General features: G+C 70.6%; 29 protein-coding genes and 4 pseudogenes. 15 read left to right on the forward strand and 18 right to left on the reverse strand.

The genetic code is table 11. The features are described 5' to 3' along the window. The coding region (locus tag VG276_01190) for a hypothetical protein (protein HEV8648027.1) at positions 1-258 on the forward strand (258 nt) is incomplete at its 5' end. On the opposite strand, the gene VG276_01195 is transcribed toward VG276_01190, so the two are convergent. Both VG276_01195 and VG276_01200 read right to left on the reverse strand, forming a co-directional pair. After that, positions 255-1,361 (reverse strand): Gfo/Idh/MocA family oxidoreductase, encoded by a 1,107-nt coding sequence (locus tag VG276_01195; GenBank protein HEV8648028.1) that lies wholly within the window; start codon positions 1,359-1,361, stop codon positions 255-257. The two genes, VG276_01190 and VG276_01195, sit on opposite strands and share 4 nt — an antisense overlap. A gap of 30 nt (positions 1,362-1,391) precedes the next feature. Beyond that, on the reverse strand, positions 1,392-2,042 hold the full coding sequence (locus tag VG276_01200) for an LUD domain-containing protein (GenBank protein HEV8648029.1): 651 nt from the start codon (positions 2,040-2,042) through the stop codon (positions 1,392-1,394). Positions 2,043-2,117: 75 nt separating this feature from the next. Here VG276_01200 and VG276_01205 point away from each other — a divergent pair, with 75 nt between their 5' ends. Further along, on the forward strand, positions 2,118-2,618 hold the full coding sequence (locus VG276_01205) for a MarR family transcriptional regulator (protein HEV8648030.1): 501 nt from the start codon (positions 2,118-2,120) through the stop codon (positions 2,616-2,618). 31 nt (positions 2,619-2,649) lie between these two features. Here the strand turns inward: VG276_01205 and VG276_01210 are convergent, their stop codons facing one another. After that, a complete protein-coding gene (locus tag VG276_01210; GenBank protein HEV8648031.1) occupies positions 2,650-2,850 on the reverse strand; it encodes a hypothetical protein in 201 nt (66 codons plus the stop codon). Positions 2,851-2,959: 109 nt separating this feature from the next. Between VG276_01210 and VG276_01215 the strand changes: the two genes are divergently transcribed. Beyond that, positions 2,960-3,370, forward strand: a complete 411-nt coding sequence (locus tag VG276_01215) for a hypothetical protein (GenBank protein ID HEV8648032.1) — start codon at positions 2,960-2,962, stop codon at positions 3,368-3,370. Between the two features lie 311 nt (positions 3,371-3,681). Here the strand turns inward: VG276_01215 and VG276_01220 are convergent, their stop codons facing one another. The 6 genes and pseudogenes from VG276_01220 to VG276_01245 form a co-directional block, all read right to left on the reverse strand. Beyond that, on the reverse strand, positions 3,682-4,044 hold the full coding sequence (locus tag VG276_01220) for a hypothetical protein (protein HEV8648033.1): 363 nt from the start codon (positions 4,042-4,044) through the stop codon (positions 3,682-3,684). 125 nt (positions 4,045-4,169) lie between these two features. Continuing rightward, positions 4,170-4,550: a hypothetical protein gene (locus VG276_01225; protein HEV8648034.1), complete on the reverse strand. Its 381-nt coding sequence runs from the start codon at positions 4,548-4,550 to the stop codon at positions 4,170-4,172. 771 nt (positions 4,551-5,321) lie between these two features. Next, on the reverse strand, positions 5,322-5,600 hold the full coding sequence (locus VG276_01230) for an alpha/beta fold hydrolase (GenBank protein ID HEV8648035.1): 279 nt from the start codon (positions 5,598-5,600) through the stop codon (positions 5,322-5,324). A 37-nt stretch (positions 5,601-5,637) separates the two neighbouring features. Further along, a pseudogene (locus VG276_01235) lies at positions 5,638-6,120 on the reverse strand (hypothetical protein). Positions 6,121-6,346: 226 nt separating this feature from the next. Continuing rightward, positions 6,347-6,772, reverse strand: coding sequence for a serine hydrolase domain-containing protein (locus tag VG276_01240; GenBank protein HEV8648036.1), 426 nt, complete (start codon positions 6,770-6,772; stop codon positions 6,347-6,349). Between the two features lie 22 nt (positions 6,773-6,794). After that, positions 6,795-7,283 (reverse strand): SRPBCC family protein, encoded by a 489-nt coding sequence (locus VG276_01245; protein HEV8648037.1) that lies wholly within the window; start codon positions 7,281-7,283, stop codon positions 6,795-6,797. A gap of 366 nt (positions 7,284-7,649) precedes the next feature. On the opposite strand from VG276_01245, the gene VG276_01250 reads away from it, so the two are divergent. After that, positions 7,650-8,231: a GrpB family protein gene (locus VG276_01250; protein ID HEV8648038.1), complete on the forward strand. Its 582-nt coding sequence runs from the start codon at positions 7,650-7,652 to the stop codon at positions 8,229-8,231. A gap of 330 nt (positions 8,232-8,561) precedes the next feature. Here the strand turns inward: VG276_01250 and VG276_01255 are convergent, their stop codons facing one another. Beyond that, the gene (locus tag VG276_01255; protein ID HEV8648039.1) at positions 8,562-8,954 is read right to left on the reverse strand and encodes a heavy metal-responsive transcriptional regulator; all 393 of its coding nucleotides are present in this window, start codon (positions 8,952-8,954) and stop codon (positions 8,562-8,564) included. A 133-nt stretch (positions 8,955-9,087) separates the two neighbouring features. Here VG276_01255 and VG276_01260 point away from each other — a divergent pair, with 133 nt between their 5' ends. The 3 genes from VG276_01260 (at position 9,088) to VG276_01270 (ending at position 11,048) form a co-directional block, all read left to right on the forward strand. Beyond that, positions 9,088-9,828 (forward strand): alkylmercury lyase family protein, encoded by a 741-nt coding sequence (locus tag VG276_01260; protein HEV8648040.1) that lies wholly within the window; start codon positions 9,088-9,090, stop codon positions 9,826-9,828. Between the two features lie 41 nt (positions 9,829-9,869). Continuing rightward, positions 9,870-10,349 (forward strand): hypothetical protein, encoded by a 480-nt coding sequence (locus VG276_01265; protein HEV8648041.1) that lies wholly within the window; start codon positions 9,870-9,872, stop codon positions 10,347-10,349. A 273-nt stretch (positions 10,350-10,622) separates the two neighbouring features. Continuing rightward, positions 10,623-11,048: a nuclear transport factor 2 family protein gene (locus tag VG276_01270; GenBank protein HEV8648042.1), complete on the forward strand. Its 426-nt coding sequence runs from the start codon at positions 10,623-10,625 to the stop codon at positions 11,046-11,048. Between the two features lie 30 nt (positions 11,049-11,078). Here VG276_01270 and VG276_01275 read toward each other — a convergent pair whose 3' ends face one another. The 4 genes from VG276_01275 to VG276_01290 all read right to left on the reverse strand — a co-directional run bounded on the left by VG276_01275 (position 11,079) and on the right by VG276_01290 (position 12,964). Continuing rightward, positions 11,079-11,303 carry a hypothetical protein gene (locus VG276_01275; GenBank protein ID HEV8648043.1) on the reverse strand — a complete coding sequence of 75 codons (225 nt, stop codon included), beginning with the start codon at positions 11,301-11,303 and terminating at the stop codon, positions 11,079-11,081. A 135-nt stretch (positions 11,304-11,438) separates the two neighbouring features. Further along, positions 11,439-11,597: a hypothetical protein gene (locus VG276_01280; protein HEV8648044.1), complete on the reverse strand. Its 159-nt coding sequence runs from the start codon at positions 11,595-11,597 to the stop codon at positions 11,439-11,441. A gap of 39 nt (positions 11,598-11,636) precedes the next feature. Beyond that, on the reverse strand, positions 11,637-12,260 hold the full coding sequence (locus VG276_01285; protein HEV8648045.1) for a Clp protease N-terminal domain-containing protein: 624 nt from the start codon (positions 12,258-12,260) through the stop codon (positions 11,637-11,639). A gap of 302 nt (positions 12,261-12,562) precedes the next feature. After that, entirely contained in the window at positions 12,563-12,964 is a 402-nt protein-coding gene (locus tag VG276_01290; GenBank protein HEV8648046.1) for a nuclear transport factor 2 family protein, read from the reverse strand. Positions 12,965-13,356: 392 nt separating this feature from the next. Between VG276_01290 and VG276_01295 the strand changes: the two genes are divergently transcribed. Then, a complete protein-coding gene (locus tag VG276_01295; GenBank protein ID HEV8648047.1) occupies positions 13,357-14,100 on the forward strand; it encodes an aminoglycoside adenylyltransferase domain-containing protein in 744 nt (247 codons plus the stop codon). Positions 14,101-14,347: 247 nt separating this feature from the next. On the opposite strand, the gene VG276_01300 is transcribed toward VG276_01295, so the two are convergent. The 3 genes and pseudogenes from VG276_01300 to VG276_01310 all read right to left on the reverse strand — a co-directional run bounded on the left by VG276_01300 (position 14,348) and on the right by VG276_01310 (position 16,665). Next, a complete protein-coding gene (locus tag VG276_01300; GenBank protein ID HEV8648048.1) occupies positions 14,348-15,322 on the reverse strand; it encodes a PEP-utilizing enzyme in 975 nt (324 codons plus the stop codon). Positions 15,323-15,454: 132 nt separating this feature from the next. Continuing rightward, positions 15,455-16,267: an MFS transporter gene (locus VG276_01305; protein HEV8648049.1), complete on the reverse strand. Its 813-nt coding sequence runs from the start codon at positions 16,265-16,267 to the stop codon at positions 15,455-15,457. A gap of 155 nt (positions 16,268-16,422) precedes the next feature. Further along, positions 16,423-16,665: pseudogene (locus VG276_01310) on the reverse strand (MFS transporter). A 111-nt stretch (positions 16,666-16,776) separates the two neighbouring features. Between VG276_01310 and VG276_01315 the strand changes: the two are divergent. The 7 genes and pseudogenes from VG276_01315 to VG276_01345 all read left to right on the forward strand — a co-directional run bounded on the left by VG276_01315 (position 16,777) and on the right by VG276_01345 (position 21,493). Next, entirely contained in the window at positions 16,777-17,235 is a 459-nt protein-coding gene (locus tag VG276_01315) for a DinB family protein (GenBank protein ID HEV8648050.1), read from the forward strand. A gap of 476 nt (positions 17,236-17,711) precedes the next feature. Then, positions 17,712-17,873, forward strand: a pseudogene (locus VG276_01320) (heat-shock protein HtpX). A gap of 40 nt (positions 17,874-17,913) precedes the next feature. After that, positions 17,914-18,977: pseudogene (locus VG276_01325) on the forward strand (FAD-dependent oxidoreductase). Positions 18,978-19,352: 375 nt separating this feature from the next. Then, positions 19,353-19,721: a hypothetical protein gene (locus VG276_01330; GenBank protein ID HEV8648051.1), complete on the forward strand. Its 369-nt coding sequence runs from the start codon at positions 19,353-19,355 to the stop codon at positions 19,719-19,721. Beyond that, positions 19,705-20,178: a MerR family transcriptional regulator gene (locus tag VG276_01335; protein HEV8648052.1), complete on the forward strand. Its 474-nt coding sequence runs from the start codon at positions 19,705-19,707 to the stop codon at positions 20,176-20,178. Before VG276_01330 ends, VG276_01335 begins: the two co-directional genes overlap by 17 nt. Positions 20,179-20,600: 422 nt before the next feature. Beyond that, on the forward strand, positions 20,601-20,936 hold the full coding sequence (locus VG276_01340; protein HEV8648053.1) for a YnfA family protein: 336 nt from the start codon (positions 20,601-20,603) through the stop codon (positions 20,934-20,936). A gap of 191 nt (positions 20,937-21,127) precedes the next feature. Next, positions 21,128-21,493 (forward strand): ester cyclase, encoded by a 366-nt coding sequence (locus tag VG276_01345; GenBank protein ID HEV8648054.1) that lies wholly within the window; start codon positions 21,128-21,130, stop codon positions 21,491-21,493. Between the two features lie 239 nt (positions 21,494-21,732). Here VG276_01345 and VG276_01350 read toward each other — a convergent pair. Then, the coding region (locus tag VG276_01350) for a hypothetical protein (protein ID HEV8648055.1) at positions 21,733-24,618 on the reverse strand (2,886 nt) is incomplete at its 5' end.

The raw sequence follows: 24,618 nt of genomic DNA on the forward strand, positions 1-24,618 counted from the left end.
GGCCGGATGGGATCCGCCTGGCCCCTGGTCACCCACATGCCCTCCGGTCTGACCGACCTGACCAAGGCGATCTACACGACCACCGAGGAGCAGAAGATCAATGAGGGTGTCCGTGATGCTCTTTCACGGGGGATCCGTGGAGCTGCCGGCCGAGGCAGCAGACCAGCACGTTGGCGGGTCGGCGAAGGCCCCCACATGTCCGGCGCAGAGAGCATCACGGACACCCTCAATGACCCTCGGCTCGGCGCAGCGGGCTAGGCCTTCACGCGTTCCCCTGCTGCCGCGGACCTCTCGATGGCGGCGATGACCTCGTGGCGGCGGACGGCGTCGGCGAAGTCGGGCACGGTGTGGGTCCCGTTGTCGATGTCTGCCGCGAACGCGGCGTAGGCACGCCCGACGTTGTCGGCGGGCGCTCCTTCCAGGCTGGTGAGCGCGGGCCATTTCTGTGTCCATGCCGCCGGGGCAGCAAGCTCGGCGGGCTCGTTGCGCCCGTGTGCTCCCGCGACGGTCAAGGGAAAGATCTGGGGCTGTGCCTCGTCGGCGGTGATCCGGAGGGTTCCGTCGGTTCCGTTGATTTCCCACAGGAACCCGGTCCCGCCGGCCACTGCCTCACGGACGTGGATGCTGGCGGTCGCCCCGGACGTGAGGGTGCCGATCACCGCGATTTGGTCGGCCGCCGTTTTCACGATCTGCTCCCCGGTCTCTTCGATGGTGATGAGCGGCCGGCGCAGCTCCGACACCGCCGACAGGTCGGCGAACTCGCCCAGGACGTAGTTGAGGATGTCCAGGCTGTGGCCGACGGCGATGGTGAGCACGTTGGCCCCGTTGGTCTTGTCGAGCATGTAGGCGTTGGGCCCGACCACGACGTCGCCCGGGACCGACAGCCCGACCATGGTCGTTGACAGGACCTCGCCGACGTAGCCGTCGCTGAGCAGCGCTTGGACGAACTCGATCGCCGGGGCCTGGCGGGCCTGCAACCCCACGACCGTGCGCACCCCCTGCTCGGCGGCGAGGGAGGCCATCGCTCGCGCGTCGTCGAGGTCGCGGCCAAGTGGCCACTCGCAGTAGACGGCCTTGCCGGCGGCAAGTGCGGCGCAGACGAGCGCTCGATGGTGCGGGACCTTGACCGTAACCGCGACCACGTCGATGCCTGGTTGGGACACCAGCTGCTCGTGGTCTGCGAACACCGCGCCGACCCCGAACACCTCGCCTGCTGCGCGCGCGGCTGCCGCGCTGTGGGCGCTGAGGGCCCGGAGCTGGTAGTTCGGCAGCGCGCGCAGTGCCGGGATGTGGGCAGTGGCGGCCCAGCCCCGAACCGGGCTGACCCCGATGATCCCCACACCCAACGTCGATTCAGGCATTGGCCATTGTGTGTTTGCTCTTTCGCTGTGCTAGAACCCCAGGACCTCGTCGACGAGGACGACGGTGATGCGCTCGGGGATGATCTCGCGATTGATCATGAGGACCTTGTTCACGGCGCTGTGGATGCCGTACGCCGCCTGGGCGCGGGCATCCTCCAGAGGGAAGGAGTAGTCGCTGATCCGGCGCAGGCCTTCCTCGAGGTCCGACACGGTCTTCTGTGTCCCCACGACGAGGATGACTCGCCCGGCGCCGCTGGCGTACGGTCCGAGCTGACTGCCGCCCATCGAGGCCGCCAGCAGCGCTCCGGTCTCGGTGACCGCGTGGACGCTGCCGAGCATCACCTCCGGCGCCGCGGACAGGCGGCGGATCTCGTCGGCCTGGGTGTTGCGGTCCAGGCTCCTGATCCGTGGTCCAACGGGGTCGTAGCGGGGGGACCTCTCGATCTCATCGATGATTCCCGAAACCTCGAGCGATTGCGACGCGCCGTGATGAACCTGCGATCCATCCGAGAGGAGACCCAGGACGATCCGTTTCGCTTCGGCCGCGTCCGCCGCCCGGAGCACTCGGATGCCGTTGGCCTCGAGGGCGGCGGCGGTCCGTGTCACTCGTGCGTCGTCCGCCACGGTCCCGAACCGACCCTTGATGGACTGATCGAGGTCCAGCTGGACTTCGGTGGACACCGACCGCTCCTTTCCCGGGGCTGCTTCGCCCTGTATACTTGCGCTTGCACATACCGTACCTCAACTTCGGTGCACATGCAAATACTTCCTGAGACCGATGTCGCAGCGCTCCTCGACCGGCTCGTGGAGGAGCAGGTGCCGGGCCGCCGCGGGTTGGCGGCCTGGCGCTCGATGCTGCGGGCCCACGCCACGCTCATGCGCCGACTCGATACCGACCTCCAACAAGAGACGGGCTTGGCCCTGGCCGACTTCGACGTGCTCGCTCAGCTGGCGGAGGCCCACGGTGCGTTGCGCATGACGGAGCTGGCGGACCGGGCGCTTATCTCTCGGTCGGGCATGAGCCGTCGCGTCGCCCGGCTGGTCGCTGAAGGCCTCGTCCGCCGAGACCGAGCGGGTACCGACGCCCGTGGTGTCGTGGTGGCGCTCACCCAGGCGGGCATCGCCCGCCTCGCTGAGACCGCGCCCGTCCACGCCCGCGGGATCGCAAAGCTGTTCGTCGCCCAGCTCGATGATCAGGAGCTCGCCCTCCTCGAGCGCGCCCTGAACAAGGTCATTGTCGACTGCTCCTTTGGCTGAGACCCAAAGCGCGTGAACCCCCGGCTGGAGCTCACGGCTCGCTTGCATGTCGTCTCGACGGCCGCCGCGCCACCATGTTCTCCTCGCCGCCCGGCCTTGGGGCGGGTGAGAAAAAGCGGCCTGTAGTTCCGTTTTCTGGGTCGAAGCCGGTGACGACCTTGAGCTCGGCACCGTCCTGGAGCATGACGCCGCCCATCACGTCGATCTGCCACAACTGCCGGCGTGTGATCACCCACCTGGACCCGGGACCAGGCGATCAAGGCCACGAGGGGCCATGCGGCCAGTAGCGCCGTTCCGAAGACGAGCATCAGCACGGTGGCGGCACCCGCCGCGATCGCGGCATGCACCGAGATCTTCCACCAGAGCGTGATCACCCAGCCGCAGGCCACTCCAACGGCGATCGACGCCAGCAGGGCAACCATCTCGGCTGGGGCGTCGAACGCGGCCAGCATCGCCAGTCCGATCAGGATCGAGGTGATGGCCACGACCCCAAATTTTATCCGTTGCTCCCGGAGACTGATGTTCTTATCGCTGAGCCGGCCACGCCGCACGCCGCGAAGGATGATGGCGTAGGGCAGCACGCTGGCGAACACTGCCGCGATGCCGCCCAGAGGATCGCCATGCCCGGGGTCGGACTGCTGTCCCAGGCGACGATCAGCGCCAGGACGACGATGATCGGCGGCGGCGACAGCAGTTCGCCAACCCATCGGGCCACCCGCAAGCGTCGCGGGCTGGGCCGTGCCAACTTCTGATCGCCGTGCCCACTGCTCATGGTCGGTCGGGATACCCGCTGGTTCTTGGAGCGCTTCCCGCCAGTCCTGTAGCTGAGAAGCGTGCGTACCAGTGGCGAGTGCGTGTAGGCGGCGGCCCGCAGATCGGTCGCCTGCACCGCCGGTCGGATGGGGCGGCGGGCGCTCCTTCTCGCGCTTGCGGCTGACGGACTCATCGGTCGCGATGCTGTCACGTGTCGGGGCGGGCTGACCCAGCCACCCAGGGGGCGGGTGCTCTCGTGAGCCTCGGCGTTGATCCTGTCAATCTCCAGCTCGTCCTGGGTCGTTGGTGCCTAAGACATGGCCTTGAGGTCGCGCTCATCCTTGATGGTAGTCACCTGCTCACCGAGCTCCATGTCGTTATAGACCACTGTGCCTTTCCACCGCTGATCATCGCCTTTGAACGCATCGAGCACCCATCCCTCCATCCAGCTGTCATCGACCCGGACCAAGCATGCTCTGGAGTCAGGTGGGATCTGCCGGGGGAAGCAGCGCTGGCAGGCGTCGCGTACGACCGCTCTGGCGGTCGTATAGGCGACGTTCTCTGGCTCATGGGTACCCTGTCCGCGCCGCTCCGCACGGTCCTGCCCGGAGAGCAGCGCTTCGCAGTTAGGACCGAGATGGAAGGCGTCGCCCCCCTTGGTGATCCAGACCATCCTGGGCACGCCCGGCGGAGGGGGTTTACAGGTTCCGCACTGGCTCGCAGTGAGGTCGTGTATGCAATGCTCGTCGGCCATCTTGATCTCCACCCGATTCAGAGGAGCAGGCGCGCTGGCGGCGGTCAGTCAGACAGCTTGAGGCGGCGCATGCGGCTCACGATCGCGCTCGGCTTGCGCCCAAACAGGTCGGCCAGCTCCTCCACGGTGCGGTCGCGGGCGACCTCGGCGGCCAGCCGCGCGTCGTCCTCCTCGGTCCAGCGCGCGTAGGCGGCCCGGTGCTCTTGCCTGGCCTTCGCCACCGTCCAGGCCCGCCCGCCGAACGCGCGGGCCACCTCGCCGACGGCCCGGCCAAGGGCGGCCAGGTGATCGGCTGGCGCGACCAGCTCCCCGGCCGCCTCTCCCCCGCCGCGTACCTGGACCTGGACCCGACCGTCTTCCTCGCCTTGGGCCCGCAGCTGGTAGAGGACCCCGCCGATCTCGACCTCCAGCGACCGGTACCGCACGATCCCACCTCCCACGCTCACCTGCCGAGCATACGACGGCCCCGCGACGGCAGACGGAGAGCGGTCGGACGCTGAGGGAGCCGGGCGAGGGACCGTTTGGGGGGTGGCCCGGCGCCGGTCAGGAGCGCGCCATGCTGCCACCGCCGCCCGCCCCGTCGAGCGGCTCGAGCGGGGCGGCGGCGGACACCCTGAGGAGGAGCACTGACCACCAGCGACACTCAGTCACGAGCCGTGGTCGGCCGACCACAGCAACCTCCACTGACATTCCGCTTGCGTGGCCACTGACATTTTCCTGACGAGGCCTACGTCCACCAGCTTGCGCAAGCTGGGCGGAGCCGCGCCACCGTCGCCCGGCGGCTGGCCACCCTGGCTAGCTTCTACCGCTACGCGGTTCAGGAGGGGGCGCTGCCCCACTCCCCCGTCGCCCATGTTCGACGTCCCCCGGTGGCGCGTGACTCGCAAACGCTTGGGCTTGACCGCGAGGAGGCAGTCCGGTTCCTAGCAGCGGCCGAGGCCGCCTCCGCCCGCGACCACGCCCTTGCCTGCCTGCTCATCTTGAACGGATTGCGGGTGTCGGAAGCGTGCGCAGCCGATGTCGCCGACCTTCGTGTGGAGCGCGCCCATCGGCTCCTGACCGTGCGATCGACGCGGCGCTCGGCGGCCGCGCCCACGGCCCGCTGCTGGTGTCAAACACCGGGGGCCGACTGGACCGCCACGACGCCGCCCGGATCGTGACGCGGCTTGCCCGCCGCGCCGGGCTGGCCAAGCACATCACCCCGCAGAGCCGTCCTGGTAGCCGCTGTCGTAGACCCGCTTGCGCGTCCGTGGCAGATCGTGCAGCAACCGCGGGCCGGTGCCGGCGAGCAGCCCCGCGCGGGCCAGCAGGACGGTCGGCAGGAACGCCTTGGGTGGGAGGTTGTCGTGCGTCTCGGAGTTGGTCAGGGTCAAGCTGGTGAGCCGCTGCGGATGCTGGGCGGCGAAGATCTGGGCGATCGCCCCGCCGGTGTCGTTGGCGACCAGGGTCGACGCTGGCCAGCCCCAGCTCGTCACAGAAGCCCTTGAGCAGCCGAGCGAAGGCCGGCAGCCCGAACTCCTGCTCGGGCACGACCGGAGACCGCCCGTGCAGCGGCAGGTCCAGGGCGATGCACCGCCGTTCCCCGCGCACGGCGTCGATCACGTGTCGCCACAGGAAGGCGTTGGTCCCGACCCCATGAACGAACAGTGCTGGGGGCCTGCGCCGACATCGAGGCAGCTCACCGTGCCGTGACGGGTCGCCACGGCCTTGCGGGCCGGCTCCAGTTGCGCCAGCGTCACCATCCTCGACCACCTTCTCCGGTCGGCTCCTAGCAGCGCCACATCCCTTCCGCGTCAGCCGACCACGCCGTCGGCGGACGCCCTGGGTGGCCGCGACGATCACCTCGGGATCGAGCGTCTGGTGCACTACGACCGGGTCGTACCCGGTGATGCGCGGCCGCTCTGCCGGGCCCGTTGCCACAGCGGCCCCAGTGAACGGTCGAGGACACCGTGCACCGTGAGCTCGTGGGCAAGCCGGCCAGCGTAGCTCGCTCATGCCGGCCGCTCCGCTCGGACACGAGACACGAGCGTGACCGCACGGGCGGTGCCCAGAGCCGCCCCATCGCGGCGGTCAGCCCCAGGCACCCGATCAGGTCGGGAACCGCCAGCAACAGCACCCGCCACGCGAACACCCGGGTGGAAGGCCGTCCCCGGCTTGCTCACCAGCCTCGCCGCCCGCAGGCTGGCCACGCGCCCGGCGATGGTGCTCGGCTGGGGCAGGGTCATCTCGGGGAACCCGGCGTCGGCCATCCCGCTGGTCTGGTTGAGCAGCATGCGCACGGTGATCCTGCGGGCCTCGGCCCGGTCGCCACGGCGAACTCCGGCAGGTAGGCCGCGACGGGCGCATCGAGGTCGACGCGGCCGGCCTCGACCAGCTGCAGCACGGCCAGGGCGGTGAAGGACTTGCTGAGCGAGGCCACCAGGACCTGGGGGTCGGGGGTGACCGGACCGCCGTCCCCGGCATCGCCGTAGCCCTGCAGGTGGACCACCTGGGCGTCCCGGGTGACCGCCAGGGTCAGGCCCGGGACGCCGTTGGCCGCCATCCATCCCTCGACGAACCGGTCGATGGCGTCGGCCGACGCGGTCCGCCCGGGCTCCGATGCGCGGGCGTCGGCCGGCGCTGTCGCGCCTGGCAAGAGCAGGGCCACCGATAGGAACCTCACCAGCAACTCAAGCATCACGCGCGACATCACCCCCCCGGTTGCCCATGGCTGCCTCGGCGGCCCGCCGGGCGCGTGCCTCCGCCTCGGCCTGCACCGGCTGCAACTGCAACCGCCGCAGCTGCTCGCGCACGTAGCCTCGCAGGAACGGCTGCAGGAGCCTGGCCCAGCCCTTGAGGTAGATGTCGCCGCGCACCGTGAACCGCGTCCCCCCCGGGACGGTCTCGAACCGGTTCAGGAACCGCGCGTCGTAGCGGCGCTTCTCCTCCCACAGGTCGAGCGCGTCGGGCGGCCGGACCACCAGCTCGTTGACGACCTTGCCTTCGACATGGTCGACCTCATGGTCGACCTCCAGGACCAGCTTCGCCCCCTCGCGGCGAAGTAGCCGCACCGCACTGATCGTGGGAAACATGCGAGGCCAGCTGGCGGAGTCGGCGTAGACCTCCAAGACCGTCTGCCTGGGTGCCTTGACCGTGGTCGACACCTCGACGTGCAGCACTCGACACCACCTCCCGCCGCCTCGTGTTCGCCGCGCCGCAACACCCGCAGGCCGGCGAACCAGGCGGCCCTCCTCAAGGCCTTCCGCCGGGCTTGCTGAGCTGCTTGAGCTCATCGAAGCCGGCCGCCTGGTGGCGTTCCTTGCCGAGGCGCATCCCTTCGCCCGGGTCGCCGCGCCGGCGGCGATGGCCAGGCAACCTGTGCCGCTGCACCAGGTTCCGCTACTGCAGCCGGGCGTGCGCCCTTCGTGGTGAGGCCGCCAACGGTGGAGCAGTCGTGGCCCAGTCCAGTTCCGCTCGCTCCAGCCCGAGCATCCACGCCGACCGCGTTCCAACCGGCCCCCACCGTGGTGGATGATCTGGGTGCTATGGAGGAATCGGCACCCTCGCATCGATGTCGGAAGGCAGGCAGCCACATCGAGATCGTCTCCTACGATCCGGCCTGGCCCGGACTGTTCGCGGAGCTGGGGCGCGAGCTCCGCGCTGGGCTCGGCGAGGTCGCGCTCAGGATCGACCACATCGGCTCCACGTCGGTGCCCGGGCTGGCGGCCAAGCCGATCATCGACATCCAGGTCTCGGTGGCTTCCTTTGAGCCGCTGGAAGCGTTCAAACCACCGCTGGAGCGGCTGGGGTACGTGTACCGCGCCGACAACCCCGAGCGCACCAAGCGGTACTTTCGGGAGCCGCCCGGCCGTCGGCGGACCCACCTGCACGTGCGCCGGGCGGGCAGCTTCTCCGAGCAGTGGGTGCTGCTGTTCCGGGACTACCTGCGCGCCCATCGTGAGGTGGCAGCCGAGTACGAGGCGGTGAAGCGACGCCTGGCCATCCGGTTCCGGGATGATCGCCACGCCTACACCGACGCCAAGGTGCCGTTCATGTGGGAGATCATTCGTCAGGCCGACGAGTGGGCCCAAGCCCAGGGATGGCTGCCTGGTCTCAGCGACGCCTGAGCACACCCAGGCTGGTTGGTCGACACGTGACCCGTGCGGCCGGAGTTGGCGTCAGCCGAATCGGCTGAGCCGCGCCGGTACCTTCCAGCTCCGTGCCCTGAGATGTTGACCGTCCCCCCGGCGATGCTCGAGCGTGTACTCGGCACCTGGCAGGGCGTCGAGGAGCTTTGGGCGCCGCTCTCCAGCAGCTTTGGTACCTGCGCGAGATCAATACCTGGCTGGGTTGGTTGGCTCCTCGTCATGGTGGCTGCCCGCGGCCCGATCGCAGTCTTGATGAGCCCACAGCCCGTCGCGCGTGCGCGGCTTCGGAACCGTGATCGAGGCGGCGTGTCAGGTGATGATGTGGCAAACACGCTCGGGCGGGCAGCGCTCCGGATCAAGGGTGGTGGCCCGCTCGGCCAGCTGCCGGAGCTCGCCGCGGAGCTGCTGGAGCTCCCTGATGCGCACATCCAGGTCGGACGCGTGGCGCTGCAGCAGGTCGGTGACGTGGGCGCAGGGTGCCTGCCCGTCGTCGCGGAAGGCGATGATCTGGCGGATCTCGCCCAGGGTGAGGCCAACCGCCTGGGCGGCACGGACGAAGCTGAGGCGTCCGAGGGCCGTCGCGTCGTAGGTGCGGTAGCCGGAGGAGGTTCGGGCCAGTGGGGTCAGGATGCCGATCTGCTCGTAGTAGCGGATCGCCTTGGTCGAGATGCCCGCCTGCTCGGCCAGCTCACCGATGCGCATGGTCACCTCCTCCCTTGACCTTCCAGTGTAGGGGAAGGCCTATGGTGCCCTGGAGGACGCTCGCTGTCGCGCCATAGCAGCAAGAAGAGGTCTGCGTACGAGGTAGAGCCATGGCAACCGAAGACCTAGCCACATGACCACCAACCGTTCCTTGCTGTCCGCCGCCCGTGACGATCTGGCGATCCGGCTGGCTCGCCTGGGGCTCCCAGCCGAAGGCGCCCAGGACCGCCAGGCTGCCCTGCCCAGCCCGCTCCAGGACCTCCACCGGGCTCTGCTGGGCGCCTTCCTCACTGAGGCTGGCCCACCTGACCTGACCGTGGTTGGCCGCCTGGCAGCCGAGCTGCAACTGGACCCGCAGGCGGCGCTGGCCGCCTTGACTGCCGCCGACCTAGTCCATACCGACCCGGCCGCCGGCAGGGTCAGGGTCGCCTATCCCTTCTCCGGAGAGCCCACCCCCCACCGGGTGGAGTTGGCCGACGTTCCAACCGTGTATGCCATGTGTGCGCTGGACGCCCTGGGCGTCCCTCAGATGACCCGCCGCAACGGGCGGATCAGCTCGGCCGACCCCACCACCGGCCAGCCGATCACCGTCAAGGTCGACGACCAAGACTGGCGCTGGCAGCCCGCCACCACCGTGGTGCTGGCCGGCACGGCCACCATCGGCGATGCCTGCGGGTCGGTGGCCGACTGCTGCTGTCCCTACATCAACTTCCACGCCAGCCCCCACGACGCCGATGCCTACCGCCAGGCGCACCCGGGCATGGCCGCCGAGCTGCTCGGCCAGGCCGAGGCCGTGGAGGCAGCCCGGCGGGTCTTCGGCCGCCTGCTCCATCCGGGACCCGGCCACGACCCGGCTGGATCCCCTCCCACCTAGCAACGGCTACACACGACATGCGACACGACGAGGTGAGCGCCATGGCAGTAACCAACACCAATCCCCCGGCCATTCGACGACGCAAGATCGGACCCATCGGGACCACAGCACGGATCGTTGTCGGGGCGTTGCTCTTGGGGAGCGTGGTTCAGGGCCACGTGGCCCGGGGCTTCCACCTGTCCGCCTGGGCACTTGGCCTGTTGGGGTTCCCGGCCGTGCTGCTTGGGCTGCAGTGGCTACGGGCCCGGCGCACCCCTACCCGGCTGGAGGCGACCGGGCCGGTCGGCTACGCCCTCAACTTGGCCGTGTTCCTCGCCCTGTACCTGCTGGAGCCCACCAGCGACGCCGCGCTGATCTTCTATGGGGCCTCGATGTGGCTGGCGGCGGTGCGCGGCTACGCCGGCTGTGAGGTGCTGGCCGTGTCCAACTGGCTGCTAGGCCGGGACGACCAGGTCGGCTGTGCTGTCTTCTGGCCCGTCGACCAACTGGAGCACCACCGAACCGCCGGGCGACCAGCATAGGCTGCCGTATGGTCGCCGGCCGCTCGAGCGGAGCTAGGTGATGGCGACGGATCGGTCGGGGCACCGCCCGGTGATCGAGGTGCGGCCAACACCGTCGATGGCCGTCGACCAACGATGCGGCCGGCCGGAGTCGGGTCGAGGAGCAGCAGGATGCTAGCGGGCGCCATATACCCTCCGAACTTGCGAGGATGGAGGTTGGCTCGCCACCGGACAATACTGGGACGGGGTTTGCGGCTGGCCAGACGTCTGCGGGGTCGTGGGTGGAGGTGGACGATGGACGCGCAGGGCACGATGCGCCTCATGTTCGACACGATGGATGCCTACGATCGCGCCGACTTCGATCGCCTCGCAGAGATCTATGCCGAGGATGCGCAGTGGATCAATGCCGACCCCAAGGGCCCGCACTGCCGCAACCGCGACGACATCTTCACCATGTTCCGCCAGCGCATGGAAACCGGGATCAGAATCGGGTTCGACGAGCTGCGCTCCACGCCGACCCAGGTCGTTCTGACCGCTCGGGTCGACGGCTTCGACCCTGTCGTCACCGTGTTCAGCTTTCAGGGACGTCGAATTGTGGCCATCAAGGACTACCCTTCGATGGAGGCCGCCGAGTCGGCGCTCGTGGGTCGAAGCCGGCCGCCAGCTGGCCGGTGGTGGCGCCGGTGGTGGCGTCGCTGGCGGCCAGGCTCGCGTGACTGATCGCGGAGGGGCTGTTGCCGATGGCGGTCGTCAGCGCAGCAATGACGCCGCGCTGTCGGCCAGCTGGTCGCTGTAGCCGATCACCGTGGCGCCGAAGCTCACCGGCCGGGGCGGGCGCTGCTCCCAGGTGGCGCCACGGTCGAACAGCAGAAAGTCGTAGTCCAGCCCGCCGAAGTCGACCCCGAACCGCTCCAAGAACCCCTGGTCCACCACGTTGCCGGTATCCCAAAGGTGGGTCACCCGCGGGTCGACCATGCCCGCTCCGTCGATCTCGGAGCGGGTGTCGAGCGCCCACCGCTTGACCCAGACAGCATAGACCCGCAGCCGGGCGTCCCGGTAGCGCTGGAGGATGTTCTGGGCTGCCCACCTGGCGCCCGCAAGGCACTCTCCTCAGGTGGGGGCCAGGGCCAGCACCAGCCGGGGCAGCCCCTGGTCGGCGTTGAACCGTGCCTGCAGCTGGCCGGCGTCGCGAAGGTCGACGACGGCTAACCCGGCTGGTCGGGCCTGGCCACGGCCCAGTGCCCGCGCCTGCTCGCTGGCCAGCCACAAGGCCCGCTTGGCGACCAGCGGCGGGCCACACAGCGGCGTCTACACCACCCTGGCGCCCCACCACCCGCGGCGGCGGGTCACCCGCCAGGTTGCCTCCCCGACCGCCTGGACGCCGAAGGTCTGCTCGGTGTCGCGCCGGACGGCGTCCAAGTCGACGCCGAGGATCCCCAGCAACTCGGCGTCACTGGGCCGCGGCGCCGGCACCACCCCCTGTTCGGCCAGGCGACGTAGCGCGGCCCGGGCCGCTGCCAGCTGCATCCATGGGCCCGCAGCACCCCGGCGGCGCCACTCCGGCCCTCGGCCAGCACGCCGAGCAGGGACATGCTCGGGGCCGAGGTAGCGGTGGCCGAACCGTTCGGCCTCCTCCCGGGCCAGGTCCAGAACCCGGCGGGCCTGCTCACTACGCTGGGTCACCCTTACGACCTCCGAAAGCCGAACCGACGGCCAGCGTACTTGTGGGTGCACGGCCTGCTTGGTGACTCCCAACCGGGCCGCGATCTGCTGCCACGCCCAACCCTTGGCGCGGGCGTTCTCCACCTGCAGCGCCTCCAGCACCTCCACCAGGCCGCGCAGGGCCGCCACCGCGGCCAGCCCCACCTCTGGGTCCTGGCTGCTGGTCGCCGCCGCCACCTGGGTCACCTCGCCTGGGGCCGCCTCACCCATGACGTCAATCTAACATTGACCCCTTCCCGACGTCAATCACCGTTGACTCGTCCTCAGCCGGTGCGCACCGGCAGCCCACGCTCGCCTAGCACCCAGGCGTCGCTCTGGCCGCCGGACCCTATGTATCCCTGCTGGAATGCCAGCAGCGCCCTACTCCGCCTGGCGGGCGCCGAGCGGCCGCCGCTACCGGGTCGAAGCCTGCAAGGGCCACCGGCCTCCACCGATCGCGGGCAGCGGCACGGCCTCCTAGCGGCGCGACGGGTCGTCCCTGCGGGCGCCGAGATGCGGCTCGACGCGGCTGCTCATGACTGGGTGCCGGCAATCTGGAGGGCCTCCTGCCGATCACGGCAGTCGCGCAGGGCAACGATCCGCCCGTCGCGCACCGTGACCACGCTGTAGGCGCGGTCGTCCCCGCGCCGGCCGTAGTAGGCGTCCACCCCAGGCGTGCGCACGCCGACCATGACCAGCTCGCCGCTGCTGGTGACCTCGTCGAGCTCGGCCCGCAAGCCGTGCTCGGCCCAGTGCCGCAGCACCTGCTCCAGCTCGTGGCGGCCGTGGCAGACCTGCGGGGTGGGGCGCTCGAGAGTGGGATCCAAGTAGGTCCATTCCAGGTCCGGATCGACGAGCTCCAGCATCGCGGCCAGGTCGCCGTCGGCGTAGGCCTGGTAGGCGCGTCGGATCAGGTCGGCGTTCTCGTTCGACATGCGGGTGCTCCTCCTCCTGCGTCATCGATCGACGGTGACGGTGGGGCCGAAGCCCCAATGAGGAGGCGGCGCTCGAGCCGGGGCCGAGCCTTGGTCGGCTCGGCGACGGCGCACAGCAACCGGCGGGTGTCCAGCCGGTCCACCCGTCCGGTCCCCTGGCGGGGGTGCGCCGGGGGTTCAGCGTCAGCCGAAGGGTCGCATCTCGTCGGTCAGTATCGACCGCGTTGGGCTGCGAGGCAATGGATATTCTGGCGCCACATTTCAAGAGCGCGCTTCATCGGTGGTGTCCCTCAGGTGTTCCAGGAGTTCCCAGGATGGCGCATAGTGCCCGGGTGACGCCCAGTCGCTCACCCAGATCCGCCGCTCCCGCCGCCGCGTCAGCCGAGGCGGCGTTGCAGTTCGCAGAGGCACTTGCGCGCTCCTGCGCTGCGGCGCTCGGGGACACCGTCGCCGGGGTGATCCTGCACGGCTCCCTGACCCTCGTCGACTACCTCCCGGGTTGCAGCGACGTTGATCTGCTGGTCGTCGTGGACGATCCCCTCACCGAGCGGCAGCTGGCTGCGCTCACCGAGGCCGCGGGGAGGCACCGGCCGCAGGCGCCGGGCCGGGTCGACCTGCGGGTGGTCACCCGCCAGGTCGCGGCCGCGCCGACACCGGCGCCGCCAATGGAGGCCTACATCGAGCTCGCGCCGGGTTCCGGGTCGGGCGTGCAGGTGGAGCGCCGCCATCCGGGAGAACCCGATCTGGTGGTCGAGTTCTCGATGTGCCGCGCCCACGGCCGGAGCCTGGTGGGTGCGGCGCCGGCCGAGCTGCTCGGCGAGGTCCCAGCCGAGTGGGTGCTGGCCGTCGGCGATGACCAGTTGGCCGCCTGGGAGGCGATCGGCGACGACCCCAAGCACGCACAGCTGACGGTGCTGACGGCGTGCCGGGTGTGGCGCTTTGCCGAGGAGGGACGCCACTGCTCCAAGACCGCGGCCGGGGAGTGGGCGCTCCGGCGTGATCCCACACTCCAGGTGGTTCGTGACGCCCTCCAGCAGCGCCGCGGCGACCCGACAGCCCCGATCGACCCAGCACAGGTCCGTCAGCTCTTGGCGGTCGTTCGAGCCCGGCTTGCCGAGGCGCGCGACGGCACCTAGATGCGGCGCCACGTTGGGTGGCAGCCAGGGCCTGCTCAGATTGCCGCCGAAGGCGGCGCGGATCGCAGGTCCGCTCTAAGGTGCGGCCGCTCGACTCATTCCGCATTTCGCTCTGAAGATACCGTCAGCTGCCTACTTGCTTCCCCGCGCGACGCTAAATGCTGTCACTCCGCGCGGCAGTCGGGCTTGTCACGAGTCGCCGGTGGGGATCGCGGCAACCTCACCATCTGAACACTCGGCGGATCGGTCAGCTGTGTGGCTGGACGGTGCCGGCGCCGCCGTCCACGGTGACCTGCTGTCCGTCGCTGAGTTGGGTGGTGGCGTCGCCGGTGGCGACCACGGCGGGGATGCCGTACTCGCGGGCGACCAGGGAGGCATGGGCGGCCAGGGTGCCGCCGTCGGTGACGACCGCGGCGGCCCGGTTGAACAGCGGCGTCCACGCTGGTGCGGTGGCCCGGGCGACCAGGACCTCGCCGGGTTGGAAGCGGTCGAAGTCACCGGGGCCAGCCACGATGCGGACGGGCCCGGTGGCCCGGCCGGGGCTGGCCGGCTGGCCAACGATGGCCCCCTCGGCCACCGGACCGCTGGTGCGGACGGCGTTCACGGTGGCCAGCAGCTCCCGTTCGACCAGGCGGGGTGGGCGGCCGATGGTCAGAGGGGCGAGCAGGCGTCGCTGCCGCTCCCAAACGGCGCGGCGCCGGCGGACCACGGCGGCAAGCGGCGATGCGTGGTCGAGTTCGGTGCGGGTGAGGAAGAACACGTCCTCGGGTTGGTCGATCACGCCCGTGGCGCCGAGATGCTCGCCCAGGCGGAGGGCGCAGCGGCGCAGCAGCGGCCAGGCGAGGGTGAACTGGCGGGCCTGCTGCTCGCGGAGGGCGTCATAGCGCTGGGCGACCTCCAGCAACGCCAGGAAGCGGGCCTGCAGCGCCGGGCTGTGCGCTAAGGCGGCGGCGCACCGGGCGGCCAGCTGTTGGCGGTGGGCGGCCAGGTCGCGGTACCGGCCGGAGGGCTGGGGTGGCTGCCAGCCCAGCTCCCCGGCGGTCGGGTGGGCCCAGTCGACGCTCTGAACCGCATAGGGTGGGAGGTCTGGTTGGGTGTCGGGCAGGCCGACCAGCAGTTGCTGGACGCTGCCGCCGACGGTGGCAGCGAGGTGCCGGCGGGAGAAGCTGGCCAGGGCGCCTTGCATCTTCCAGGCCGACCGCCCACCACCGACAGCGACCACAGGTACTCGCGGCCAGGACCCCGACACGGATTCGTGGGGTCAAAGCTGCCACCCAAGGGTCGGCCACGCGCGACGGGCTGATGAGCTGCCTATCGCGTTCCTGGCGAGGCCGTCCTGGTCACGCCAGGACGGTCATGGCCCTGCCGTAGGCCGTGGCTGCCCGGTGAACCCGACCGCACCGGCCACCAGCAGCAGTACCCCGCCCAGGTAGTAGACCGCTTGGATGCCCAGGGCATCGGCGGCCACGCCGCCAAGCCCAAGTGAGGCCAACCGGCCGGCCTGCCACAGCAGATCGAACCCGGCGAACACCCGCCCGCGCAGCTCGGGGGCGACCTCGGCTTGGAGCAGGGCGTTGTAGGTCACCATCCCGGTCGAGGTGCCCACCCCGTAGGCGGCCAGCGCGCCCATCGCCACCGCAAGACTGCGGGTGGTGGCCAGCACCAGGTCGACCAGGCCGCGCAGCAGCAGCGGGCCGAACACCAGCGCCGGCCGGCGCGGGTCGCTGACCAGCCGGGCCAACAGCAGCGGGCCAAGCGCGGCACCGACCCCGATGGCGGCCAACAGCAACCCGAACCCGCCCGGGCCGACCCGCAGGTGACGCCCAGCCAAGACCACCAACAGCGCGCTGGTCGCCCCGGCTGACAGGGCGGCCAGCTGCTGCACCAGCGCCAGCAGCCGCAGCAGCCGATCGACGACCAGCAGCCGGGCACCCTCACCGACCCGGCCAAGCCACGAACCCGCCGCGGTCGACGTCGGCAGGCCTGGCAGCCGCAGCCCGACCAGGGTTAGCGCGGAGACGGCGAAGCTGGCCGCATTCACCAGGAAGGCGGGGGCCACCCCGACGGCAGTGACCAGGGCGCCGGCCAGGGGCGCCAGCGCGACCTGGGAGATGACCGCGGCCGACCACAGGCCCGAGTTGGCGGCCACCAGCTCGTCGTCGTCCACGATGCTCGGCAGCACCGGGCTGGCGGCCGGGTTGAAGAACACCCGCCCGCGGCCAGCCCGAACGCCACCGCATAGACCGCGGCCAGGTGCTGGTCGACCAGTGGCAGCAGCCCGGCCAGGGCCATGCGCCACAGGTCGGCAGCGAGCATCACCCGGATCCGTGGGAGTCGGTCGATGACCGCGCCAGCCAGCGGGGCCAACAGCAGCACCGGGGCGATCTCGGCGATGACGGCGCCGGTCACGCCCAGCCCTGAGCCGGTCAGCCGGAACACCAGCACCACCAGGGCGACAGAATTGAAGGTGTCGCCCCAGCGAGAGACCGTCTGGGCGGCGAACAGGCGTCGGTAGGCGGGCCTGGCCAGCACCGCCCCCAGCCCCGGCCGCCTGGCAGTTGTCATGGCGATATGGTGCCGAGTGTGGGCTGCGGGAGCAGCTGGCTGCTGCTGTTTGCTCGTCGTCCCCCTTGTCGGTTCCTATCGGCGCAGACCACACGCGCCAGGAGGCTGGCGATGCTTGACCGTCGAGCGGAGATCGTCAAGACCCTGCGGGCCACCCCGGTAGTGCTCCGAACGCTTGTCGCCGGGGTCGAGGACGCCCGGGTGCGCCGGCGGCCCACCGAGGGCGAGTGGGCCATTATCGAGGTCGTCGCCCACCTGGCCGACACCGAGGAACGGGCGCTGGCCCGGGTGCGCCGCATGCTGGACGAGGACACCCCGTTCTTGGAGCCGTTCGACCAGGAGGCCCTGGCCAACCAGCGCCACTACCTCGACCTTGACCTCACGGGGGAGCTGACTCGCTTGGAGCAGCTCCGCCGCCACCACCTGGCCGTGCTGGAAGGGCTGGACGCGTCGGGTTGGGAGCGCACCGGTCGGCATGGGGAGCACGGCGAGTTGTCGGTGGAGCTGTACGAGACCCACGTCGCCGCTGAGGAGGTCGACCACCTGGCCCAGATCGCCAGGCTCCTATAGGCCGCTGCCAAGAAGCGCCAAGGGTCGACGGATGCAGTCGGGTCTACTACTTGCCCCGAGGTCTTGAATCAAACTATGTTGATCTAGATGGCTACCACGATCACACCCACCGCCCTGCCCGCCGGCCCCGAGGTGCTCCCGGTCGAGCTCGCTCGGGCGCTGGGCGACCCGTTGCGCTGGCGGATCGTGGAGCTGCTGGCCACCGAGCAGCTGTGTGTCGCCCACCTGGCCGAGGAGCTGGGTGTCGCCCAGCCGCTGGTCAGCCACCACCTCAAGGTCCTACGCGAGGCGGGGCTGGTCGAGCCCGACCGCTACCGCTACTGGACCTACTATCGGGTCCGGCCCGGCGCCCTGGTCCGCCTGGCCGCCACCCTCGGCCTCGTCGCCCGCTCGGCCCCGAGCGGAACCGCGTGTCGACGCCGTATCCCCGGCACCGACCCTGCTCCGTCGACTCCTGCCCGGCCACCGGCCCGCCGGGCTGCGGGGACGCCTGCCCGATCTACCCGGGCAAGCGCTATGAGGACTGGGAGCTGGACGACCCGGCCGGTCAGCCCGTGGAGGCGGTCCGCCGCATCCGCGACGAGATCGACGGCCGCGTCCAGCAGCTGCTGGCCGAGCTGGTCGTGGCCAGCGCCTGACACCCACCCACCGGCAGATGATCGAGGGAAGGGACGAGGGTTGCGGCTGCTGGTGATCGGGGGCAGCGACGCCGGGATCAGCGCCGGGCTGCGGGCCCGCGAGCTCGACCCCACTGTCGAGGTCAGCTTGCTGGTCGCCGACGCCTACCCCAACTTCTCCATCTGCGGGCTCCCCTACTACCTGTCCGGCGACGTGGCGGACTGGCGGTCGTTGGCCCACCGCACCAGCGCCGACCTCGAGGCGGCCGGGCTGCGGCTGCTGCTTGACTACACCGCCCAAGCGATCGATCCGGCCGCCAAGCAGGTCAGCGTCACCGACCCGGCCGGCACTGAGCGCCAGCTGGGCTATGACCGGCTGGTCATCGCCACCGGCGCGGTCCCGGTCCGCCTCCCGATCGACGGGCTGGACCTGCCCGGGGTGCATGTACTGCACACCATGGGCGACACCTTCGCCCTCCACAAGGCTGTCGACGCCGGCGTCCGCTCCGTGGTCATTGTCGGGGGTGGCTACATCGGCCTGTGGAGACCGGCGTCCGCGGGGCGCTGCGGGTGGACCGGCATATGCGCACCAACCTGGCTGATCTGCTGGCCGCTGGCGACTGTGTCGAGACCTGGCATCGGCTGCTTGAGCGGCCCACGTATCTGCCGCTTGGCACCACCGCCCACAAGCAAGGCCGCGTCGCCGGCGAGACCGCCGTCGGGGGCGATGCCAGCTTCGCCGGCTCGCTGAGCACCCAGGTGGTCAAGGTGTTCGACCTGGCCGTGGCCCGCACCGGCCTGCGCGATGCCGAGGCGTCCGCGGCCGGCCTCGACCCGGTGACGGTCGGCTCGGTCAAGTTCGACCACAAGGCCTACTACCCGGGCGCCCACCAGCTGCACCTGCGCATCACCGGCGAGCGCACTACCGGCCGGCTGCTGGGCGCCCAGCTGCTTGGCGACCATCGCGCCCAGGTCGCCAAGCGCATCGACATCCCGGCCACCGCCCTGTTCCACCACATGACCGTCGAGGGCCTCTCCGACCTGGACCTGAGCTACACCCCGCCGTTTGGGAGCCCCTGGGAGGCGGTCCAGATGGCCGCCCAAACCTGGACCCGCCAAACCTAAGGCGGCCAGCCAACCCAGGCGGCCAGCCACGAGACCGGGCAATGACAGCACCGGGACCGGAGCGGCGGGTGCTGTTCGTCTGCAACCCACAACGCTGGGCGCAGCATCGTCGCCGCGGCCCTGCTCAACGCCCACCCGGTCCCGACAGCGGTCCCAGCACCCGCCGGGCATAGCCCGTCAGACATGGACTGGCCGGCGGCCTCTAACAGTGAGGCCGGCGAGGCCGATGTTGGTTCACGGCTGTGCACATGGTCGAGGTCCTACCGCTGATCGATTCCAAGTCAGGGCTTGACTTCGGTACCTGGGTACAGGGTTACGGTGCTGATGCGGCCCCCGAGCCCGGCGGCCGACCAGCAGCAACCCATTGAGGTAGCCATGTCCCAGACAAGCGTCCCGATCCACAGCCCGGCCCCAGCGCCAGACGGGCCGATCGCCTGCACCCTGCACCCCAACGAGTACGCCCGGCGGCTGGAGGACTTCCGCCAGGGCGTGTTCGCCCACCTGGTTGGCATGGAGCGGCCCGAGCCGACCCGGCTGCGGCTGCGCCTTGCCGGCGACACCAACCCGGAGGCGCTGCGGGAACTGCTGGTCCGCGAGCAGGGATGCTGCGCCTTCCTCAGCTTCACCATCGCCCCCGGCGACGGGCAGCTGGTGGCCGACCTGCAGGTCCCCGCCGAGGCCGGACCGGCCCTGGACGGCATGGCCATGCTGGCGAAGGTGGCCGCCCGTGGGATGGCGCGATGAACGGTGGCGGCCGGTGAGCGGGCGAGGGTTGCGGACCGGGGAGCTGGCCGAGCGGGCCGGGGTGAACGTCCAGACCCTGCGCTATTACGAACGCCGCGGCCTGCTGGCCGCCCCGACCCGCCTGCCGTCTGGGCAACGGGAGTATTCCGAGGACGCGGTCGGGCTGCTGCGCACCATCAAGGCCGTGCAGCGCCTTGGGTTCACCCTGGCCGAGATCGAGGAGCTGCTCGACCTCTCCGAGCACCGGCGCGGCACCGGCGAGCTGCACCAGCGGGCGCAGGCCAAGGTGGCCGAGATCGACGCCAAGATCGGCCGGCTGCAGCAGATGCGCCAGACGCTGGTGGCGGTGCTGGCGGCCGAGTGCGACTCGCTGACCGACTGCTCGTGCGGGCTGGGCTGCCCGCTGCCGGTTCTGGAGATCACCGGCCCCGGAGGCGCCAATGGCGACCACGACTGAACCGTCACGGACCCGCAGGTCGGCCCTGGCCGGTGGGCTGGCCGTGGCCGCCTGCCTGGCCGCCTGCCTGCTCCCCCTGGCCCCTGCCGGCGGGCTGCTCACCGGCCTGATCAGCGCCGTTAGGGCTTGCCAGCCAACAACTTGGTCGTTCCACCGCCGGAACACCGAGGAAGGCAGCACTCCACCTGGCCAGGTTATTTGGCAGCGGGCCCTTACCGACGCGCTCGTGCCCGCTGCCCTGCTGGGGTTGGCCGCTGCCGGCAAACGCCGGGGCGTGGTGGTGGCGACGCCGCATCCGCCCCGCAGCCGCGACCGCATAGTGTGGCTGTGGAGGTGCCTGCCACTAGCCACTCCGGTCCGTCCTCGGTCCGGATTGACGGCCCGGCCGCAAGCCAGCCTGGCCGCAGGTTAGGGTGACGGCCATGACGGTGCTGCGCTCGATCCTGCTGTTCGCCCTGGCCGCGCTGGCCGAGATCGGCGGTGCCTGGCTGGTCTGGCAAGGCGTCCGCGACCACCGCGGCCTGGCCTTCGTCGGTGCCGGGATCCTCGCCCTGGGCGCCTACGGGTTTGTCGCCACCTTCCAACCCGACCCCCACTTCGGGCGCATCCTGGCCGCCTACGGCGGGGTGTTCGTGGCCGGCTCCCTGGCCTGGGGCATGCTGCTCGATGACTTCCGACCCGACCGCTACGACCTGGTGGGCGCCGCCCTGTGCCTGGCTGGGGTGGCCGTGATCATGTACGCGCCGCGTGGAAACTAGGACCAGCCCGATCCGCGCACGCTGGGGAGGAGAACCGTGTCGGAAGCCACAAGGCGGTCGTCCGGCAGCTGGTCCTCGAGGTCCTCAACGGCGGCCGCCTAGAGGTCATCGACGAGCTTTACGCACCCGAGCTCGCCCCGGCTACGAAGCGATGGAACGCGCCGTTCCGGGCCAGCTTCCCCGACGTCCAGATGGAGATCGTGGAGCTGATCGCCGAGGGCGACAAGGTCGTCGGCCGGTTCACCTGCTCCGCCACTCACCTAGGGGAATGGCTCGGGCATGGGCCGACCGGGCGCCGCTTCGAACGGGTCGGTGAGGTGTCCATCTTCCGGCTGCGGGAGGGCAGGATCATCCATGCCTGGAGCCTTGAGGACACCTCGCCTGACTGCGGCAACTCGGACTCACCTCACAGCAGGGGTAACGCCCCGGCGTCATATCCTTGCCAAGCGGGAGCGCCAGGACCTCAGCCCGGACGGCCGGTGCGCACTGTGGCAGTCACATTCCGTGGTCGGACAGCCACAGACCTTCCACTGACATTCCGCGTGCGCGACCACTGACATTTTCCTGACGCTCTACACATTCACTGCCGCACCAGCCCTACTGCTCAGCGAAGCTGCTGCCACCTCGCTCGAGGTGCCAACACGGGTCGCGCGGTCTGAACCGGTCCTCAAGCCGGTCCCGCAATACCCGGCAAGGTGTCGCCAGGTCCTGGCCGTATGACGCTGAACGCTGGAGCATCCGCGCCGGAGCTCTCGCCAAAGGCCACCGAGCCGACTGGCCGGACACCGCCACGGGTTCACATCCCGGCGGATCCGGGGAGGCCCTCACCGGCGGGGCGGCGCGCGAGCCAGTTCGCCAAGACGCTGCGGAGGGCCCCGGCGGCCTGCCAATCCTGCCGTGCCAGTTCCTCGACGGCAGGGACGACGACGTCGAGCACCTTCGGGTCGCTGAGCGTGTCGCCGTCGTCGAACACGCCGTCGTCGTAGACGATGTCGTACAGGGCTGGGTCGTGGGCCTGCGGGACGAGCCGGACCCGGGCGAGCCGCTCGAGGAGCAGCGTGACGGCCTTGGCGGCCGCCGCGTCGGCGCCATCGGCTCGTAGGTGGCCCCGGACCAGGTTGGCCAGGGTGTGTTCCCGCGCCTTGCGGTTCGGGTCGGCCGCTGCGGCCACTGGCCGCAGCGGCCCGTGGGGGTACAGCCATGCCAGCGGAGCCAGCCGGCGCTGCTGGCGTGGCTCAAGCTCATCGACGAGACGGTGCAGCCGCTGCCGAGCGGTCATGGCGAATCCGCCGGTGCCCTCCTCCCAGTGGGCCAGGACTGCCATGGCGGCAGCAGCCGCCGCGGTGCTGCCGGCGAGGGCCTGGTCGAGGGCCTGGTCGACCAGCGCGCGGATCTGCGGGTCGGCTAGACAGGCCTCGCGCAGGGTGTCGGCCAGGCCTCGCTGTGCAGCATCGGGGGGGAACTGCAGCTGCGCGAGGGCGTGGGTGGCGAACAGCCGTCGGTAGCGCGGCGCTTGCGTCGTGATGTCGTCGTCGAGCACGTCGGCCGCCAGGCGCGCGCCCGGCACCACCAGCACGGACAGCAGATCGGCGGCGTTGACGTCGTCCAGGAGCGTCACGATCCGGTCGCGCAGATGCTCACGCTGCGCGAACGTCCGTCCGGCGGCGAGCAGCCAGGTGTTGCGCCAATGCGCGGACGGGGCGAGCTGTTCGAGGCGCTGCAGCACCGTGGGGTCGTCGTCGGCGACCAGGGCGCGGGCGGCCATGAACTCCTGCAGGCTGCGGACCTCGAAGCCGACCGCATCCTGGGTTCTTGGCACGAGCAGGACCAACCGGTCGGTCGCGGCCTTGACCAACCCGGCGGCCAGCCGGTCAGCCTCGGCGTCGACGAAACCCTGCTTGTGCAGCCGCTGCACGGCCAGGTCGTGCAGCTCCTGGTTGGGCAGCAGCGCCTCGGCGTCGCCGGCGTGCTCGGCGCGACGCTGCAGCAGCAACCCGACCTGGTCGTGGAGCCAGTCGACGTTGCGGCGCTGCTGCTCGAGCAGATCACCGATCGCGCGGGACTTGGCAATCTCCCGCTCGTAGATGGTCTGGTAGTAGGCGTCGAACAGGCTGTGCCGGTCCTGCGGGGCGCGCACCCGCCGCTCCAGCAGGAGCGACATGATCGTGACCTGCAGCGGGGACCGCATCAGCCGCGCGGTGACTGGCTCCACGGCGGCCTGCTCGACCCGGGCGACCACCTGCGCTTCGGTGTCCGGGTCGCCGGCATGGCGCACCGCCGCCAGGCGGCGTGCGTACCCGATTGCCTGCTGCTCATCGAGCTTGAGCAGCTCCAGGTGCTCGTAGTAGGCCTGGGAGAACTCCTCGGCGTAGCCCTGCGGGCGGCTGGTGGCCACCACCATCAGGTCGGCGTCGGCCGATGCCGCCTCGGTGAGGAAGTCGTTGACGTGCTGCAGCAGCGACTCGCGGACCGTTGGGGCGACGACTTCGTCGAGCCCGTCGAGCACCAGCAGCCACGGGTAGTTGTGCAGCCATGCCCGCAGGCTGTTGGCGGTCACCAGGCCCGGCTCGTGCCGGCTGAGCTGGTCGGCGAGGAACCGCAGCAGGCTGACGTCCTCGCCGCCGGCGATCGCGTCGCCGTACTCGCTGAGCCTGACCTGCACCGGCCACCGACGGCACGACGGGATCGGGATACCCAGGCCGTCGAGCTGCGACTGCAGCGAGCGCAGCACCTCGGCTGCCATGGGCCCCATGGACTCCTCTGGCCGGTCGGTCAGCAGGGCGACCCGGTAGGCCTGGCACAGCAGCTGCCCCAGCGTCGACTTGCCCTGTCCGGGCCCGCCGAGGACCACCGTGCGCGGGTCGAGCTTCGCCGCACGAGACGGCCGAAGGACGGTGTCGCCCCGGACGATCAGGTAGGCGACCACACCGGGCACCTGATCCAGCCCCCGGCCCCGATGCCGGCGAACACGTGGGCCGTACAAGCGGCGAACACGCAGGTCCTGCGCGCGTCTGGTGCGCACGTGGTTACCCCTGGCCGGCAGGTCGACGGCGACCTCGCTGAGCGGCAGCTTCTCGTTGGTGGGTTGGCCAGCCTCGCTCAACCGCACCCACCGCTGCGCGGTCAGCTCCTTGGCCGCCTGGACCACCAGCCGCTGGCCGACGGTGGCAACCGCACCGCCGAGCAACTCGACCAGCTGCGCCACCAGGTCTGACGGGGTGATCAGCGCTGCGTAGGTGAGACGGACATCGCGGTGGGCGTCCAGCAGGCTGCACAACTGGTCGTGGTGCCACACCCGCCAACCCCGCAGCCCCAGCCGCTCGGCGTAGCCGGCGATCAGCTCATCCACGCGGTCTATACCGCCGCTCCCGACGACTGCCGACAGCACCACGTTGGTGGTGAACAGCACATACCGTGGCGGCCGCCCGTGCCGCACACGCTTGGACGTTGGATCCGCCCACCGCTCGAGCTCGGCCTGCACCTGGCCGAGGAGCCAGGCGGCATCCTTGCCGTCTCCCGCCGGCCGCTGCTTGAACTTCGCCTGCACGATCCCGTAGCCACCCCACGACTTGCCGGGCTCAGGGAAGCGCATCGGACCCTCGAAGGTGGCCTCGCGGCCGCCGTCGGGCCCATCGCCGAAGACGCTGACCCCGGGGCCGAGCACCTTGAGGGTCAGCGCCTG

The organism is Actinomycetes bacterium (genome assembly GCA_036000965.1).
Classification (GTDB): domain Bacteria; phylum Actinomycetota; class CALGFH01; order CALGFH01; family CALGFH01; genus DASYUT01.

Bases quoted from the DNA above. Each gene is read 5' to 3' on its own strand.
- VG276_01195 (HEV8648028.1), bottom strand. From the start codon at position 1,361: ATGCCTGAATCGACGTTGGGTGTGGGGATCATCGGGGTCAGCCCGGTT.
- VG276_01205 (HEV8648030.1), top strand. From the start codon at position 2,118: ATGCAAATACTTCCTGAGACCGATGTCGCAGCGCTCCTCGACCGGCTC.
- VG276_01215 (HEV8648032.1), top strand. From the start codon at position 2,960: ATGCACCGAGATCTTCCACCAGAGCGTGATCACCCAGCCGCAGGCCAC.
- VG276_01220 (HEV8648033.1), bottom strand. From the start codon at position 4,044: ATGGTCTGGATCACCAAGGGGGGCGACGCCTTCCATCTCGGTCCTAAC.
- VG276_01250 (HEV8648038.1), top strand. From the start codon at position 7,650: ATGGAGGAATCGGCACCCTCGCATCGATGTCGGAAGGCAGGCAGCCAC.
- VG276_01255 (HEV8648039.1), bottom strand. From the start codon at position 8,954: ATGCGCATCGGTGAGCTGGCCGAGCAGGCGGGCATCTCGACCAAGGCG.
- VG276_01260 (HEV8648040.1), top strand. From the start codon at position 9,088: ATGACCACCAACCGTTCCTTGCTGTCCGCCGCCCGTGACGATCTGGCG.
- VG276_01265 (HEV8648041.1), top strand. From the start codon at position 9,870: ATGGCAGTAACCAACACCAATCCCCCGGCCATTCGACGACGCAAGATC.
- VG276_01270 (HEV8648042.1), top strand. From the start codon at position 10,623: ATGGACGCGCAGGGCACGATGCGCCTCATGTTCGACACGATGGATGCC.
- VG276_01275 (HEV8648043.1), bottom strand. From the start codon at position 11,303: ATGGTCGACCCGCGGGTGACCCACCTTTGGGATACCGGCAACGTGGTG.
- VG276_01285 (HEV8648045.1), bottom strand. From the start codon at position 12,260: ATGGGTGAGGCGGCCCCAGGCGAGGTGACCCAGGTGGCGGCGGCGACC.
- VG276_01290 (HEV8648046.1), bottom strand. From the start codon at position 12,964: ATGTCGAACGAGAACGCCGACCTGATCCGACGCGCCTACCAGGCCTAC.
- VG276_01315 (HEV8648050.1), top strand. From the start codon at position 16,777: ATGCTTGACCGTCGAGCGGAGATCGTCAAGACCCTGCGGGCCACCCCG.
- VG276_01330 (HEV8648051.1), top strand. From the start codon at position 19,353: ATGTCCCAGACAAGCGTCCCGATCCACAGCCCGGCCCCAGCGCCAGAC.
- VG276_01340 (HEV8648053.1), top strand. From the start codon at position 20,601: ATGACGGTGCTGCGCTCGATCCTGCTGTTCGCCCTGGCCGCGCTGGCC.
- VG276_01345 (HEV8648054.1), top strand. From the start codon at position 21,128: ATGGAGATCGTGGAGCTGATCGCCGAGGGCGACAAGGTCGTCGGCCGG.